Origin of the sequence: Myxococcus virescens (genome assembly GCF_900101905.1) — a bacterium.
Lineage (GTDB): Bacteria > Myxococcota > Myxococcia > Myxococcales > Myxococcaceae > Myxococcus > Myxococcus virescens.
In genome coordinates this window covers 478849-495502 of the sequence record NZ_FNAJ01000004.1, presented here as the reverse complement: position 1 = coordinate 495502, position 16654 = coordinate 478849, and the positions used below count along the sequence as shown (strand labels likewise).

9 protein-coding genes are annotated in these 16654 nt (G+C 70.4%); 6 read left to right on the top strand and 3 right to left on the bottom strand.

Features of this window, described 5'->3' with window-relative positions; all coding sequences use genetic code 11:
- The first annotated feature begins 182 nt into the window (after positions 1-182).
- The 6 genes from sgmX to BLU09_RS15560 are packed head-to-tail and all read left to right on the top strand — an operon-like array spanning position 183 to position 13233.
- Complete coding sequence (gene sgmX / locus BLU09_RS15585; RefSeq protein ID WP_090490323.1) at positions 183-3353, top strand: type IV pili formation protein SgmX; 3171 nt, start codon at positions 183-185, stop codon at positions 3351-3353.
- 27 nt (positions 3354-3380) lie between these two features.
- Positions 3381-4325, top strand: coding sequence for an ExeA family protein (locus tag BLU09_RS15580; protein ID WP_090490322.1), 945 nt, complete (start codon positions 3381-3383; stop codon positions 4323-4325).
- Positions 4326-4330: 5 nt separating this feature from the next.
- Complete coding sequence (locus tag BLU09_RS15575; protein ID WP_090490321.1) at positions 4331-8260, top strand: translocation/assembly module TamB domain-containing protein; 3930 nt, start codon at positions 4331-4333, stop codon at positions 8258-8260.
- Between the two features lie 14 nt (positions 8261-8274).
- A complete protein-coding gene (locus BLU09_RS15570; protein ID WP_090490320.1) occupies positions 8275-11358 on the top strand; it encodes a POTRA domain-containing protein in 3084 nt (1027 codons plus the stop codon).
- Positions 11359-11375: 17 nt separating this feature from the next.
- Positions 11376-11891, top strand: coding sequence for a hypothetical protein (locus tag BLU09_RS15565; RefSeq protein ID WP_090490319.1), 516 nt, complete (start codon positions 11376-11378; stop codon positions 11889-11891).
- Positions 11892-11913: 22 nt separating this feature from the next.
- Complete coding sequence (locus BLU09_RS15560; RefSeq protein WP_090490318.1) at positions 11914-13233, top strand: lysophospholipid acyltransferase family protein; 1320 nt, start codon at positions 11914-11916, stop codon at positions 13231-13233.
- On the opposite strand, the gene BLU09_RS15555 is transcribed toward BLU09_RS15560, so the two are convergent.
- Genes BLU09_RS15555 through BLU09_RS15545 form a run of 3 tightly spaced genes read right to left on the bottom strand, consistent with a single transcriptional unit; the run spans position 13224 to position 16623 of the window.
- Positions 13224-14492 carry a spinster family MFS transporter gene (locus tag BLU09_RS15555; RefSeq protein ID WP_090490317.1) on the bottom strand — a complete coding sequence of 423 codons (1269 nt, stop codon included), beginning with the start codon at positions 14490-14492 and terminating at the stop codon, positions 13224-13226. The two genes, BLU09_RS15560 and BLU09_RS15555, sit on opposite strands and share 10 nt — an antisense overlap.
- On the bottom strand, positions 14489-15424 hold the full coding sequence (locus tag BLU09_RS15550) for a Ppx/GppA phosphatase family protein (RefSeq protein ID WP_090490316.1): 936 nt from the start codon (positions 15422-15424) through the stop codon (positions 14489-14491). The genes BLU09_RS15555 and BLU09_RS15550 overlap by 4 nt, the downstream gene beginning before the upstream one ends.
- A gap of 14 nt (positions 15425-15438) precedes the next feature.
- Positions 15439-16623: an aminotransferase class V-fold PLP-dependent enzyme gene (locus BLU09_RS15545; RefSeq protein WP_090490315.1), complete on the bottom strand. Its 1185-nt coding sequence runs from the start codon at positions 16621-16623 to the stop codon at positions 15439-15441.
- Positions 16624-16654: the final 31 nt, after the last annotated feature.

Here is a 16654-nt window from a genome sequence, read left to right as displayed (position 1 = left end):
TCCACGTGGTGTGAATTCCCGCTTGTCGGGCCGCTACGCAAGCAGGTGATCCGGCCCGGGGGGAGCCGGGCCGTTTCTTGACCCGCGTCGGAGCTTTCCGTTAGCCTCCGACACTCCCCCTTGCTGAGGATGGAAACCCGCGAAGTTCAAGGGGTTTCGGCCTGCTGGAAGCCCACCGCTCGATGGACAAGAACAAGATCATCGAAGCCGCCGCGAAGCTCGTCGCGAAGGGCGCCTACGACAAGGCCATCAAGGAGTACCAGAAGGTCCTGGAGGTCGACCCGAAGGACATCCGGGTCCTCCAGAAGATGGGGGAGCTGTACCAGAAGAAGAACGACAACCCGCAGGCCGCCCATTTCTTCACCAAGGTCGCGGAGAGCTACTCGTCGGATGGCTTCTTCCTCAAGGCCGTCGCGCTCTACAAGCAGGTCCTCAAGCTCAATCCGAACCTGCTGGAGGTGAACCTCAAGCTGGCGGAGCTTCACCAGCAACTCGGGCTGATGTCCGAGGCGATGGCGTACTTCCAGATTGTCGCCAACCACTACGACAAGGCGGGCGACACGAAGTCGTCGCTCGATACCTTGAAGAAGATGGTGGATCTCGACCCGGAGAACGTGGCGTCGAAGATCAAGCTGGCGGAGCTGTACGCGCGCGAGAACATGACGCGCGAGGCGGCCCAGGAGTTCAAGCGCGCCGCGGAGTACCTCAAGCGCAACAGTCGCGCGGATGACTGGCTCCGCGTGGCCGAGCGGCTGTCCGCGCTGGAGCCAGACAACCTTCCGCTGTCGAAGGAGCTGGCCACGTCGTACCTGCAGCGCGGCGACCAGAAGCGCGCGCTGGCGAAGCTGCAGGTGTGTTTCAAGGCCGATGGCCGCGACGTGGAGACGCTCACGCTGCTGGCGCAGGCGTTCCAGGGCCTGGGCCAGACGTCGAAGACCATCTCCGTCTACAAGGAGCTGGCCAAGATTCATCAGGAGCGCGGCCGCGTCACCGAGGCCGAGGCTGTCTGGACTCAGATTGAAGTGCTGGACCCCGAGGACCCGGACCTGGTCGCGCGCCGCGCGCCCGAGCCCGCACCGGCGGCGCCCCAGCCCACGGCGGCACCTCAGCCCGCCCCGCGCCCCGCGCCCCAGCCCGTGGCGGCAGCGCCGGCGCCCGTGGCACCTCCCGCACCGGCGGGGATGGGGCGCGAGCAGCTCTCCAAGCTGCTCACGGAGACGGACGTCTACGTCAAGTACGGGCTCCACGACAAAGCGCTGGAGCACCTGCGCAAGGTCTTCTCCGTCGAGCCGGAGAACCTCGACGCCCACGAGAAGGCGTATCAAATCTACGTCGCGTCCGGGAACATGGCCCAGGCGTCGGAGCAGTTGCTGAACGTGCTCCGCCTGTGTACGCGCACGGCCGACGTGCAGCGCGCACAGCCGTACCTGGCCACCATCCTCCAGGAGAATCCCGCCCATCCCGAGGTGCCCGCGTTCCTGTCCGTGCTGCGCACGACGGGGCCCGTGGTCGCCGCGCCGACGGTGTCCGTGGTGGAGTCGGTGGGCGAGGACGCCATCCTGGTGGACTCCAGCGACGACGAGATTCTCGTCGCGCCGCCGCCGGAAGACGCGCTCCTGCACCCGCCCGGTGACGAGCTGGCGCTGACCACGCTGCCCTCGGGCGATTCGGACGAGGTCATCGAGGAGGACAGCGACTCCGCCGTCATCAGCGAAGAGGCGCTGGTGGGCGAGGCCATCACTTCGGGTGAGTTCGAGGTGTACGGCACGCCCGATCCGGAGGACCTGGCGGCGGCGTCGGTGGACGAGACGCTGGTGACGGACGACGACCAGCTGGTGCTGTCCGACGAGCCGGGCCTCAGCGTCACCGATGATGAGCCGCTCGTCGCCTCCATCGATGATGACCTGGCTGCCGCGGCGGCGTACTCGCTCGATGACGAGTCGCTGGTGGACGACGGCGCCGCCACGTCCATGGAGGCGCTGTCGCTCGGGGACGACGACGAGCCGCAGCCCACGCAGATGCATGCGCCCACGCAGGCGCTGCTCGACGAGGCCTCGCCGGACACGCTCCAGGTCCCCACACTGGACTCGCTGGACGTGCCTACGCTGGACGACGAGGCGCCTCCACCGCTGGACTTGGAGAACGTGCCCACGCGCGTGGGCGCCGCGCCGTTGACGGCCGCCGACCTGGACGAGGACCCGTTCGGGGCCCCCGCGCTGGGCGACTCGATGGAGTTCGAGGAGCCCACGGCCTCGCACGCCATCGTGGCGGTGGACGACGAGTCCTTCGTGGAGGACGCGTCGGAGCTGTCCGCGGACGAGCTGTCCGAGCCGATCGCCTATGAGGAACCCGCGGTCGAGCCCGAGCCGGAACCCGAGCCCGAGCCGGAAGTCGAGGCCGCCGCCGATGAAGAGGAGCCCGCGGCGGAGGAGTGCGACGAGGCGTCGTTCTTCCTCGACCAGGGGCTGCTGGAAGAGGCGCGCGAGATTCTCGAGACGGTGATGATTGCCTTCCCGGGCCACGCGCGCGCAGCCGAGCTGATGGAGCGGCTGGAGGCGGCGGAGGCGGGAGGCGGCGCGGAGCAGGAGGACGCGGCCGCGGAGCCGGCGCAGATTCCGAGCGTGCAGCCCGTCACGGACGGCTACGAGGACGCCGAGGAGACCACGGGCGAGCGTGACGCGTTCGACCTGGCTGCGGAGCTGGCCGGGGAGATCGACAACTTCGGCGATGACGCCGGGGCCTCGGCGCTGCCGGCGGAAGAGGACTTCCAGTACTCGGTGGAGGAGGTCTTCTCCGAGTTCAAGAAGAGCCTGGCCAAGGTGGTGAAGCCCGAGGACGTGGACACGCACTACGACCTGGGCATCGCGTACAAGGAAATGGGCCTGCTCGACGACGCGCTCCACGAGTTCGACGTGGCCCGCCAGGGCAGCGCGGGCGGCAAGCGCGAGCTGGACTGCATCACCATGATGGGCATGCTCCAACTGCTGCGCGGCGACGCCTCCGCGGCCGTGGAGGCCTTCCGCGAGGGGCTGGGCAACCCCCACGCCACGGGCGAGGCGGCCAAGGCGCTCGGCTTCGAGCTGGCGGCGGCCTACGAGGCCCAGGGGGATGCGGGCAAGGCGCTCTTCCACTACCAGCGCGTGGCCGCGATGGACGGGAAGTACCGCGATGTCGCCGGGCACGTGTCCCGGCTTGCGGCTTCCGTGGCGCCGGTGGAGGATCCGCTTCCGACGCCTTCTGGCAATGGGACCCAGGCCACCAGCAGTCCGCCCGCACCCGCGGGGGCCGCGGCGCCCACCACTCCGATACCAGCGGCTGGCGCGTCCAAGGCGCGCAAGGTCGGCTACCTGTAGTTGCACCCCGCGAGGTCCGGCGAGCCCATGACTACGTACCTGGACTTCTTCGAGCTGACCCAGGAGCCCTTCTCCAACGCTCCCGTCAGCCGCTTCTATTACAACTCGGCGCAGCACTCGCAGGCGCTCACCCGGCTGATGCACGCCGTGAGCTATATGAAGGGCCTGTCCATCCTCGTCGGTGACATCGGCGCGGGGAAGACGACGCTGGCCCGCCGCATGCTCGACTCGCTTCCGGAGTCCGAGTACGAGGCCGCGCTGCTCGTCATCATCCACTCCGGCATCACCGCCAACTGGCTGCTGCGCCGCATCGCGCTGCAACTGGGCGTGGAGAATCCGGCGCAGGAGAAGCTGGCGCTGCTGTCGCAGCTGTACCAGCGGCTGCTCCAAATCTACGAGTCCGGCAAGAAGGCCGTCGTCCTCATCGACGAGGCGCAGATGCTGGAGACACGCGAGCTGATGGAGGAGTTCCGGGGGCTGCTCAACCTGGAAGTGCCGGAGCGCAAGCTCATCTCCTTCGTCTTCTTCGGCCTGCCGGAAATCGAAAAGAACCTGAAGCTGGACCCGCCGCTCGCGCAGCGCGTGGCCATGCGCTACCGGCTGGAGCCCTTCACCGCCGAGTCGACCGAGGCCTACGTCAAGCACCGCCTCCGGCTCGCGGGCTGCCCGCGCATGCCCTTCAGCCCGGAGGCGCTGCTGGCCGTACACCAGCACTCGTCCGGCTCGCCTCGCGTCATCAACACGCTGTGCGACAACGCGCTCTTCGAGGCCTTCCTCGCGCGCGAACAGACGGTGTCCGCGGAGCTGGTGCATCGCATCGGGAAGAACCTGGGCCTGCTCGGGGTGAACTCGCCCGCTGGGCAAGCGGCCGAGCGGCCGAGCGCTTCGGCGTCGACGCTCCCCAGGACGACGAGCAGCAAGGTGGACCTCGCGGAGATCGACCGCTACCTCGAAGGGCTGGGTAAGCTGTAGCGGCTTTGTCCTCTCAGGGCCGCCACGGTGCGCGCAGGGCGCTGCTGTTGGTGCTCCTCGTCTTGTCGGGGAGCGTGCTCCTGTTGCGCATGCCGGAGTCCTGGGAGGTGGCGTGCACGCTGGGCCGCCGGCACCTGCCAGACGTGCTGGGCCTGGATGTGGGGCTCGGCCGCTGCGAGTTGGACCCGCTGGGCTCCCGCGTGGTGGTGCACGGCTTCTCGCTGTTCCTCCCCGGCACGGACTCGCCGCTGGTGGCCGTGGACAGGGCGGAGGTGCAACTCGGCTTCCTCCAGCCACTTCGGGGCCGGCTGACGCTGGCCCAGGTGAAGGCATCCCGGCCGCGCGTGGCGCTGGATTTGTCGCAGCCCTCGTCGCCGTCGGAGCCCAAGTCCAACTTCTGCTTCCTGGAGCCGCTCGAGCACCTGCGCGTGGCGAAGCTCGACATCTCCGGCGCGGAGCTGCGCCTGGCGCTGCCTGAGGGCCGGCGCGTGGACGTGGACGAGTTGGACGTTCGCTGGGACGAGCAGTGGGGCGTCATCGAACTGGACGTGGAGGCCCGGCGCGGCCGGGTGCGCCTGGGCCCGGACGGACGCGAGCTGGCGCTGGGGCAGCTGGTCATCGCGGGCGCGTTGGACCCGGACGAGGCCCTGCTGGAGCTGGAGCGCGCCGAGGTGTCGCTCGACGACATCACCACCACGGTGTCCGGCCGCGTGGATTCGCTGTGCGCGCCGCGGCTGGCGCTGGACGCGCAGGTGTTCCTCCCGCTGCGCGCGCTGTACCAGGCGCGGCTGATTCCCAGCCCGGCGACGGGGCACCTCTGGTCGCGTGTGTCCATCGCGGGGAAGGTGGCGTCTCCCGCGGTGTCGCTGGAGCTGTCGGGCAACAGCCTGGGTTACGGGGACTTCGGCCCGACGAACCTTCACGCGCGCCTGTCGTACTCGGGTGAAGACGTCCGCCTGGAGGAGCTCACCCTGCCCGTGGGCGCGGGCAAGGTGCGCGCGACGGGGCGGCTGGGACTCACGCCGAACTTCCCGCTGGAGGTGTCGTTGACGACGGAGGACGCGTCGTTGGGCCGCATCCTGGACCGGGCGGGGGTGAAGGGCTCCTGGGTGGACTTCCCGGCCACGCTGGACGCGCGGCTGTCCGGCAACCTGCTGCCGCGCTTCTCCCTGTCAGGGCCGTTGGACCTGCGGACCGGGAAGTTCGTGCTGGCCACGCATGCGTTCGACACGCAGCCGAAGGACGGCCTCACGATTCTGGAGTTCGACAAGGCCCGCGCGCAGGCGCAGGTGAAGCTCCAGGCGGACCGTGTGGCCTTCAGCCACGTCAACGCGGAGGTGGGCCACTCACGCGTGACGGGCGACGTCGTGCTCCTGCTGGCGGGCGGGCTGGGCCTGGACATCCACGGACAGGGCGACGTGGACCTGGCGGACTTCGGTCACATCGCGGGCCTGCCCTGGGCCGGACGGGGCCACGCCACCTACGCGATTACCGGACCCGCGTCGGACGTGAAGGTGGAGGCGGGGCTGTCCTTCCGCGACTTCGAGTTCTGGAACCTGTCGCTGGGGGTGATGCAGGGGAAGCTGGCCTACAAGGACAGCCTGCTCACGTTCCCCGCCTTCTCCGGTCAAAAGGGCCGCACCCAGTATTACGGCAAGGCAGGCGTGTCCTTCGGGCGGCTGCTCAACCTGCGCCTGGAGGTGAACGTCCCGCAGGGGCGCAACGAGGACCTGGTGGACGTGGTGGCGGGCCTGAGTCCGTCGCTCGCGGTGATGCAGGGCACGCTGGGTGGAACGGCCACCGGCCGCGTGGAGGTGGACAGCCCCGTGGAGAAGCTGGAGGGGCTGGTGGCGTTCGACGTCAAGGACACCACCTATCTGGGCCGGCGCATGGGCGACGGCGCGGCGCGGCTGCGCTTCGTGGATGGCAAGGCGATGGTGCTGGAGCGGACCACCCTCACGGGGCCGCTGGGCCGCACCTGGGCGGAGGGCACCTTCACGTTCGAGGGCGGGCTGGACTACCGCTTCGGCGGAGACGGCCTGTCGCTGGCCGAGGCGGTGGACCCGGAGCTCGCCGAGCGCATGGGCATCCAGGGCACCATGGTGATGGACGGCGTCGTGTCGGGCACCGCCGATGTGCCGGTGGTGGACGTCACGCTGCGCGCGCCGCGCGTCACCTTCGCCGAGCGGAACCTGGGCGCCATGGACCTCACCGGGCGCATGGTGGGGAAGAACTTCGAGGTGTGGGGCCACCCCTTCCGGGACGCCACCGGCCGCATCCGCATGAAGGTGCAGGACAACTGGCCCTATGAAGCCCAGGGCTCGTTCTCGTTGCCGGAGATTCGCCCGCTGCTGCCGGACGCGCCGCTGTGGGCGGGCGTCAGCGGGGCCTTGTCGGGCACGGTGAGCGCCAAGGGCCTGCTTTTGGAGCCCGCGGGCTCGCAGGTGAACGCCACCGTGGAGCGGCTGGTCCTCTCCCGCGACGATTTGCGCGGGGAGAACGCGGGCCCCATCGTGCTGGCGCACTCGGCCGGGCGGACGGACGTGCAGCCCTTCCGCTTCACGGGGCAGCACGTGGACCTGTCGCTGGGCGGGTGGATGAGCCCGCGCGGCCTGAACGTGACACTGCGGGGCGGGTTGGATTTGCGCCTGCTGGAGTCGTTGATGCCCGCCATGGTGGAGCGCTCCTCCGGGCGCATCACCGTGGACGCCGAGGCCTCCGGGACGCTGGAGAAGCCCTCCGTGGTGGGCTCCGCGGAGCTGTTCGACATGCGGCTGGCGCTGCGGGACTGGCCCGTCCAGGTGCGCAACATGGCCGGGCGCGTGGAGCTGACGGGCCAGCGCGTGCTGGTGGAGCACCTGCAGGGCCAGCTCAACGAAGGCCGCGTGTCCGCGCGCGGCGACGTGCGGCTGGAGCGCTTCCTGCCGCAGCGGCTGGGCCTCACCATCCAACTGGACGAGGTGCCCTACCGGCTCACGGAGGACCTGCCCGCGACCTTCTCCGGCCTGCTCCAGGTGATTGGTCCGCCCAAGGGCTTCACCGTCACCGGTGGCATGGACATCGTGAAGATGCGCTACCAGAAGCCGCTGGACGTGGATGCGCTGCTGAAGACGATGCAGAAGCGCACCACCCACCTGGCGGCGGGCTCGTCCTCGTCGTCCGGTGAGCCTCCGAAGCCCTGGGTCATCTGGGACGTGAACGTCCACTTCGGCGATGTCCGCGTGGACAACAACCTGGCGAAGGCCCGCCTGCTGGGGGACGTGCGGTTGACGGGGACGGACCTGCGGCCGGGACTGCTGGGCCGGGTGGAGCTGGCCGAGGGCAGCCAGGCGTTCTTCCGGAACAACCCCTTCACCATCAGTCAGGGGCAGCTCGAGTTCCAGGACCCCACGCAAATCGACCCTGTCTTCGAGGTCCAGGCCCAGACGCAGGTGCGCGAGTACATGGTGAAGCTGCACGCCTTCGGCAAGCCGTCGGACCCGCAGATTCTCCTCTCCTCGGAGCCGGCGCTGGTGGAGGGTGACATCGTCTCGCTCCTCACGCTGGGTTTCACCTCGTCAGACCAGGATACCGCGGCCTCGGCGAGCGCCGGCCTGGCGGCCGAGGCCCTCTTCAACGTGTCGGGCCTGGATCGGCAGCTCCAGCGCTTTCTTCCCAGCAATCCCGTGTTGAGGGATTTGTCCCTGCAGATTTCGACCACCTACAACGATGCCACCCGGCAAGCGGAGCCCACCGCGCAACTGGAGTCGAAGTTCCTGAGCGAGCAGCTTAAAATCGGTATGACGCAACCCGTGAGCGGGCGCGGCACGCGGGCGCGGGCCGAGTACCGTTTCGATGACCGACTTTCCGCGCAGGCCCAGTGGGACAACGAGAACAACGACGCCTCGTTTGGAAACCTCGGGCTCGAGCTGAAGCTGAGCTGGGAGGTCGAGTAGTCCGGGCCCTCGGGGTGCTGGCGCTGGTGCTCTGCGTCCTCGTGCCGGGCGCGGCGCGCGCGCAGGCGGACGACGGCGGTGGCTTCGGCGCCGAAGTCATCGCCGTGGAGCTGCACCTGTCCGGAGGCGCGGACGCGCAGGGCCTGAGCGACCTGGTGGCGGTGCGCAAGGGGCAGACGCTGACGCCGGGCGCGGTGCGGCGCTCGGTGGAGCGGCTGTGGGCCACGGGCCGCTTCACGGACGTGGTGGCGCGCACGGAGCCGGTGCGAGGCGGGGTGCGGCTGATGTTCCAGCTCACACCCGTGTCGCGGCTGGCGCGGCTGCGCTTCGAAGGCAACTCCGTGCTGTCGGACGGGGAGCTGCTGGAGGCCAGCAGCTTGCTGGAGGGCGGGCCGCTGGACGCCGAGGAGTTGCAGGGCGCGGTGTCGTCCGTGCTCCAGGCGTATCAGCGCAAGGGGTACGACTCGACGAGAGTCTCCGTGACGCAGGAGCCGGTGACGGATGGCATCGCGGTGGTGCTCACCGTGGACGAAGGACTGCCCACGCGGGTGCGGCAGGTGACCTTCTCCGGCAGCCCAGGCCTGCCGCTGTCCCGGTTGCTGGAGGTGCTGGCGCTGCATCCGGGGCAGGTGTTCGATCGGGCGCGCCTGTCCAGCTCATTGGAGGAGCTGCGCACCTTGCTGCGCGGCGAGGGCTACTGGCGCGCGCAGGTGGGGGCGCCGGCGGTGCTGGTGGAGGGCAGCTTCGCGTCGGTGGCGGTGCCCCTGATGGCGGGGCCTCGCTACGTGGTGCGCTTCCACGGCAACCGCCACTTCCCGCACGGCGTGCTGGAGCGCGTGCTGGCGCACGACGTCTCGGAGCCCATGGACGAGGTCGTCGCTGGCCGGCTCGCGCGACGCATGGAGGTCTTCTACCGCTACCGCGGCTTCCACGACGTGCGCGTGCGGCCCCGCGAGGTGCTGCGTCCGGATGGCGAGGTGGTGGCGCTGGTGTTCGACGTGGAGGAGGGGCACCCGCTGCGCGTGGCCGACGTGCGCTTCCACGGCAACCGCGGGCTGCCGGTGGAGACGCTGCGCGCGCTGCTCGCGGAGCAGGTGCTGGCGGGCATGACGCGGCCGGAGCTGGACCTGCGGATGCTCGACGACCCGCTGAACACCGAGGGACGTCACGGCCTGGAGCCCCCGGGCGTCGCGCCGCCGCCGCCAGCGTCCACCGTGTACGTGGAGGACGCGTGGCTGGAGGCCGTGGAGGCCATGAACGAGGCCTACCGCGAGCAGGGTTTCCTCTCCGCGGTGGTGGCGTTCCGGGGCCTGACGGTGGATGTCGTGGGGCGCACGGCGGTCGCGGACTTCGACGTGGAGGAGGGGCCTCAGGCGCGCCTGGTGAAGGTGGACTTCGAGGGCGTGCCACCGGGCCTGACGGCCTGGGTCATGGGCCGGCGCATGCGCGAGGGCGCGCCGCTGAGCTTCGACACGGTGGAGTCCTCACGTCAGGCGCTGGAGCAGGAGCTGGGGCGGCAGGGTTACCTCTTCGCGCGCGTCACCACGGAGACGGGCGTGGGCGAGGACGGGACGCAGGCGACCGTCATCTTCCGCGCGGACGCGGGCCCGCAGGTGAAGGTCGGGAAGATTCTGGTGCAGGGCCTGACGCGCACGGACCCGGACCTGGTGCTGGCCAACCTCGCGGTGGAGGAGGGCAAGCCCATCGCGCTGGATGAGCTGACGGAGGGCCAGCGCCGCCTGGCGCGCCTGGGCGTGTTCCGTCAGGTGGACATCGCGCTGGCGGACCCCACCCGGCGCGAGGACACCAAGGACGTGCTGGTGACGGTCCAGGAGCGGCCCCGGTTGGATGGCCAGGTGTCCGGCGGCTACTTCCTGGTGGATGGTCCCCGCATCACGCTCGACACGGCCTACCGCAACCTGGACGGACTGGGTCTCAGCCTGCTGGCGCGCGGGAAGATCAACTACGCGGGCTGGAGCGCGGAGGCGCTGTCTCGAGACAGGCGCATCGCCTGCCAGCAGACGGTGCCCGGTGGCGGTCCCGCTCCGGGCTGTGACGTGGAGCTCCAGGGGCTCAATGGCCTGGGAGGCCGAGGCAACCTCGCGCTGGCGCAGCCGCGGCTGTTCTTCCTGCTGCCGCTGCAGGTGGGGGCCCGCCTGGACCTCATTGGCGAGCGCGTCCACCGGCCTTCCTACGTGTCCTCGCGGTTCGCGGCGGCGGCCGCCATGGACTGGGCCGCGGCGACGTGGCTCAACCTGTCGCTGTCCTACGAAGTGGAGAACAACCGGCTGCGCTCGCGCGCGGGCGTGCTGGAGCTGCTCAACCGCGCCGACCGGGAGCGGCTGCGCTACCCGTTCGGCGACTTCGCGCTGCATTCGTTGCGCCCCTCCGTCACGCTCGACTTCCGGGATGACCCGGCCAACCCGCGCCGGGGCGTGGTGTTCGTCTCCAGCGCGGAGTTCACCCGTGGCTTGAGCGTGCGTCCCACGGACGTGGCGGGCAACCGCGTGGATGCGTACCCCATCGACGGCGTGAAGCTGTCGGGCAGCCTCAGCGGCTACATCCCGCTGGGACGGCGGGCGAGCGTGGCGCTGTCCGCGCGCGCGGGCACCATCATCCCGTTGGAGGAGCAGGCGCAGGCCATTGGCTCGAAGCTGTTCTACCTGGGCGGCTCGTCCAGCCTGCGCGGCTTCCGTGAGGACGGTGTGCTGCCGGAGGACGTCCGCGGCGCGTTGCAGCAGCGACTGCGTGACTGCCGCGCGCTGATTTCGCCGTCGGGGTGCTCCGCCGAGCTGAAGGCCGTGCTCGCCGGGCAGGTCCCCGCGAGCCAGGGTGGCGAGCTCTTCACCCTGGGCAAGGCGGAGCTGCGCCTGCCGGCCCTGTCCTCCGTGGACCTGGGGCTCTTCTTCGAGGCGGGCAACCTGTGGCTGGACCGGACGCAGTTCGACCCGGGCCGGCTGCGCTACACGGCGGGCGCGGGCCTGCGCTACGTGACGCCCGTGGGGCCGCTGGCCTTCGACGTGGGCTTCAACCTGGACCCGGACGAGTCGGTGAACGAGGCCACCACGCAGTTCCACTTCAGCATTGGGACGTTCTGAGGGAGGCGAGGGTGCGCATGCGCTGGCCGCGGTGGACGGTGGTGGGCCTGGGGCTCCTGGTGGCGGCGGGTTGTCGGACCTCCTCCGCGTCCTCGCAGGGGCCGGCGCGGCCCAAGTGGATGCCTCCGGAGGGAACGTGTCCCCGGGGCGCCTTGCTGCAGATGGAGCGCCTGGGCCTGAAGCCCGGGGACAAGGTCCCGGTCATCGTGGATGCCATCCAGGACCACCCGGGCCCGGCGCGCTACAACTACAGCTTCGTGATTGCGCTGCCACGCGAGCAGGGAGAGCAGCAGCTTCCCGGCGCGCGCATCGGTGGCCGCCTGTACGTGACGAAGCACCGCGTCTTCGGCCGGTATGACCGCATCTTCCTGCCGGAGGCCGGGGCGATGTCGGTGCCCTTTTGCGGCATCCTCCTGGACTCGCGCTGGGACAAGGACGGCGAGGGCCTGATTGCCTACCCGAGCCCGATGAAGGGCTTCTCCGTGGTGCAGGACAACACCGGCGTCATCCAGGTGGTGGACCGGTATCCCTGAGACGTGGAGTACAGTCTCCGCCGTGTTCTACGCGTGCGTGCGTGCGGTGGTGGCGCTGTGTCTCCGACTCTTCTACCGGGTGAAGGTGAATGCCCCGGCGCTGGAGCCGGACGGCCCGGTGCTCTTCGTGGGCAACCATCCCAACGGCCTCATCGACCCGGCGCTGGTGTTCATCCTCACGCGGCGCAAGGTGACCTTCCTGGCGAAGGCGCCGCTGTTCCGGATGCCCGTCATCGGCTGGCTGTTGAAGGGGTTGGACGCGCTGCCGGTGTACCGGAAGCAGGATGACCCGGCGAAGATGGGCGGCAACGAGGGCACGCTGGAGGCCGCGAAGGGCGCGCTGGTGCAGGGGCGCGCCATCACCATCTTCCCCGAGGGCAAGAGCCACTCCGAGCCTGGGCTCGCCGAGCTGAAGACAGGGGCGGCGCGCATCGCCGTGAGCGCGGCGAAGGCCGGGGCTCCGGTGCGCATCGTCCCCGTGGGGCTCACCTACGCGGAGAAGCACGTGTTCCGCAGCGAGGTGCTCATCGACGTGGGGCCCGCCATCGACGTGCAGGACTTCCTGCCCGAGGACGCCGCGGCGGAGCCCGATGCCGTCCGCGCCCTCACCGAGCGCATCGCCAGCGGGCTTCGCGCGGTGACGCTCAACCTGGAGCAGTGGGCGGACCTCCCGCTGGCGCAGCTGGCCGAGCAGCTCTTCGCCTTCAAGCAGGGTGGGGCGCTCGACGCGGAGCGCCTGCGACTGTGGGCGCGCGGCGTCCAGATGTTCCGCGCCCAGGAGCCGGAGCGCTTCGAGTCCCTGCGCGCGCAGCTCGCCGGCTTCCGGCACCGCATGGCGCTGGTGCAGGCGACGGGGCTGGAGGACCTGGCGCTCGTGTACCGGCCGGGGAACGTGGTGCCCTTCGTGGTGAAGAACCTGCTGGCGCTGGTGCTGGGCCTGCCGCTGTTCGCCCTGGGGCTGGGCCTGTTCTGGCTGCCCTACCAGTTGCCGCGGCTCGCCAGCCGAAACGCCGAACTGGATGTACAGGCCACGGTGAAGTTCCTCACCGCCTTCGTGGTGGCGCTGGTGTGGTGGGGCGCGCTGACAGCCGCCGTGGCGGTGTGGGGAAGCGCGCTCCTGGCCGTGGCCGTCTTCCTCGCCGTGCCACCGCTGGCGCTGTTCACCCTCTACTTCGCCGAGCGCTGGGAGTCGCTCCAGCGCGACATCCGCGTGTTCTTCACGCTGGGCAACCGCGCGCGCCTCAAGGGCCTGCTGCTCGCGGATGGCGAGCGGCTGGCCTTGGAGATGGAGCGTCTGGCCGACGAGTACCGGCCAAGGCTGGATGCCGCCGCTCAGCCCTGACGCGCGAGGGGCACGGCTTCACGGAACAGCCGGGCGCCCAGCAGCAGCGCGAAGCCGCCGAGGAGCACGGGCAGGGCATTCACCGCGATGGCGGTGTGCAGGCTGGATGCGTCCGCGATGGTGCCGATGAGCGTGGGCGAAATCGCGTCACCCAGCAGGTGGATGCACAGCACATTCAGGCCCATGGCGAAGGCGCGGAACGCGGGCGGCACGCAGTTGACGATGGCCGCGTTGATGGGGCCGCTGTTGAGGAAGATGAGGAACTGCGCCAGGGCGATTGCCGCGAAGGTGGGGCCCACGGCCTTCAGGCTCACCGCCAGGTACATGCACGGGGCCGCCAGCATCAGGCCGATGCCGGACATCCAGAGTCCGCCGCCTTCGCGCTTGCGGTCCAGCTTGTCGCCAAGCCAGCCGCCGGCCACGGTCCCCAGCAGGCCGGCTACCGCCGTAATCGCGCCGAAGATGAAGCCCGAGCTGTCCTGCGCCAGGCCGCGCTCGCGCACCAGGTACGTGGGCATCCAGAAGCCCAGGCCGCCAATGGAGAACGTCATCAGCGTGTACCCGGCCGTCACCGCCCAGAAGGCCGCGTTCCGCGCCAAGCCCTTCAGGCCCACCATGAAGGGCAGCTTCGCCTGCGCGTCCGGCCCATCCATGGCGCCGCGCTGGGGCTCCGGCATGAAGAAGGCCATGGCGCCCAGAATCAGCCCGGGCACCCCACCCGCGAAGAAGGCGACGTGCCACGAGTAGGCCTGCGTCAACCACCCGCCCAGGCCGTATCCCGCGGCGGCGCCCACGGGGATGGCGATGTAGAAGAACGCCAGCATCCGCGTGCGCTGCGTGCGCGGGTACAAGTCGGAGATGATGCTGGGCGCCACGGCGCCGTAGCCGGCCTCGCCGATGCCAATCACCGCGCGGGCCAGGAGCAACGCGCCGAACGAGGTGGCCAGCCCGCTGGCCCCGGTGGCCAGGCTCCAGAGCACCACGCCGCCCACCACCAGCAGCCGCCGTGGGTAGCGGTCCCCGAGGAACCCGCCCAGCGGCGAGGCCAGCATGAACACCACGATGAACATGGTGCCCAGCAGGCCGGACTGCGTGTCGTTGATGCCGAATTCCTTCTGGATGTCCGGCAGCGCCACCGCGACGATGTAGCGGTCGAGGTAGTTGACCAGGTTGATGAGGGTGAGGATGAGCAGCGCATAACCCGCGTTGCTGGCGGGCACGGCGGACGCGGCCGGTGAGGCCGCGGGTTGGGCGTTCATGAAGAGGTGGCTCCGGCTCCAAAGCGGTGCGCGAGCAGGCCCCAGCGCAGGCCCCTGTCACTGACGCGGCAGGCATCCAGTCCCAGCGCCTTCACCGACTCCAGCAAGATGAGGGCGCCCGCGGGGATGACGTCCGCGCGCTTGGGCTGCATGCCGGGCAGGGCGCGCCGCGCTTCCAGCGGCATGGCGCACAGCCGGTCCGCCAGGGCGGACAGCTGGCCCACGGACAGCGTGCCGCCGTGGACCTGCTCCGCGACGTAGGGGTGGATGGTGTGCTGCACGGCGTACAGCGTCGTCACCGTGCCCGCGACGCCCACCAGGGCCGCGCCGGGCGGCGGAGCGGGGAGGGCGCGGAAGGTGTCGCGCAGGTGGGCTTCGACACGCGCGCGGTCCTCGGACGTCATCGGGTCAGCGCCGACGAAGCGCTCCGTCATGCGCACCGCGCCCACGTCGAAGCTGTGGCGGAAGTCCACGTGGCCGCCACGGTTGCCGTAGATGAACTCCGTGGAGCCGCCGCCAATGTCGAGCACCAGCAGGGGGCCCGCCGCGTCCGACGCGAAGTCCGAGTGCACCGCGGCGAAGGACAGCTCCGCCTCCATGGCGCCGGAGATGATTTCCACGGTCACGTTCGCGCGCGCCTTCGCGGCGGCGAGGAACTCCGCGCCATTCTCCGCGTCACGCGCGGCGCTGGTGGCGGACACGGCAATGCCTTCCGCGCCCAGCTCGCGCGCCTCGCGAGCGAAGGACTCCAGCACCTGGAGCGTCGCCTCCATGCCTTCAGCGGAGAGCCTACGCGTCGCATCCACGCCCCTGCCCAGGCGGGTGATTTCCGCGCGCTCCCGCACGGCCTCGAAGCGGCCCTCCGGGGTGCGCTCCGCGACGAGCAGGAGGACGGAGTTGCTGCCAACGTCGATGGTGGCGAAACGCGACATGCGCGGCAGCCTACTCAACGCAGCAGCGCTTCCAAAGCGTCGCTCAGGGCCTGGTAGTCGGCGGGGGTGTTGTAGAGCTGGGCGGAGAGACGCACATGCCGGCGCGGCGGACGGGGCCAGGGGGTGATTTGCGCCTCGATGCGGTATTCGTCGAACAGGCGCAGGTGGAGCGGGTCCACGTAGAGCGGGGGCTGGGGGACTTCGGGGAAGCCGTCCGGCAGCGTCACCGTGGCCATGCTGCCGACCATGTCCTCGGGGCAGGTGGGCTGGGTGCCCAGCCGCGCGCACAGCAGGTTCTGCGCCGCCAGCACCTTGGCCCGGTTCGAGGCCATGACCTCCGGCCAGCCGCCGGGAAGCAGCCCGCCCATGAAGCGAATCACCTCGGGCACGCAGAGCACGGCCGAAGGGTCGTGCGTCCCCGTCCAGTCGAAGTCCAGCCGGAAGCGGGAACGGTCCGTCCGCCGGGAGTTGTGCCCGTGGCTCACGGACAGGGGCTTGATGGCGGGCTGGAGGTCGCGCCGGACGTGGAGGAACGCGGCGCCCTTGGGGGCGCACATCCACTTGTGGCAGTTGCCCGTGTAGTAGCCGGCGCCCAGCGTGCGCAGTGACAGCGGCAGCATGCCCGGCCCGTGCGCGCCGTCCACCAGCGTCTCCACGCCACGCTCGCGCAGGGCGGCGACGAGTTGCTCCAGCGGCATCACCAGGGCCGTCTGGCTGGACACGTGGTCCACCAGGAACAGGCGCGTGCGCGGGGTGACGTGGGGCAGCACGGCGTCCACCACCGACTGCGCGGACGGCACCGGCCAGGGCAGCTTCGCCACCACCACCTTGGCGCCCCACTGTGACGCCACGAAGTCCAGCGCGTTGCGGCTGGCGTTGTACTCGTGGTCGGTGGTGAGCAGCTCGTCACCAGGGGCGAAGCGCAGCGAGCGCAGCACCGTACTCACCCCCGCCGTCGCGTTGGGGACGAAGCCCAGGTCGTCCGCGTCCGCGTCGAGGAAGGAGGCGAGCGCGGCGCGGGCGTCATCCAGCAGCGGCTCGATTTCGCGGTGGAGGAAGCGCACCGGCTCGGCTTCCAGGCGCGCGCGCAGCTCGGACTGTCGCTGGAGGACGGCGGTCGGGCAGGCGCCGAACGAGCCGTGGTTCAGGAAGACGACTTCGGGGTCCAGGCTCCAGTGGCTGCGGAAGGGCGCGCTCATGTGGGAGGACTCGACCTGAGCTGGTTGCGCC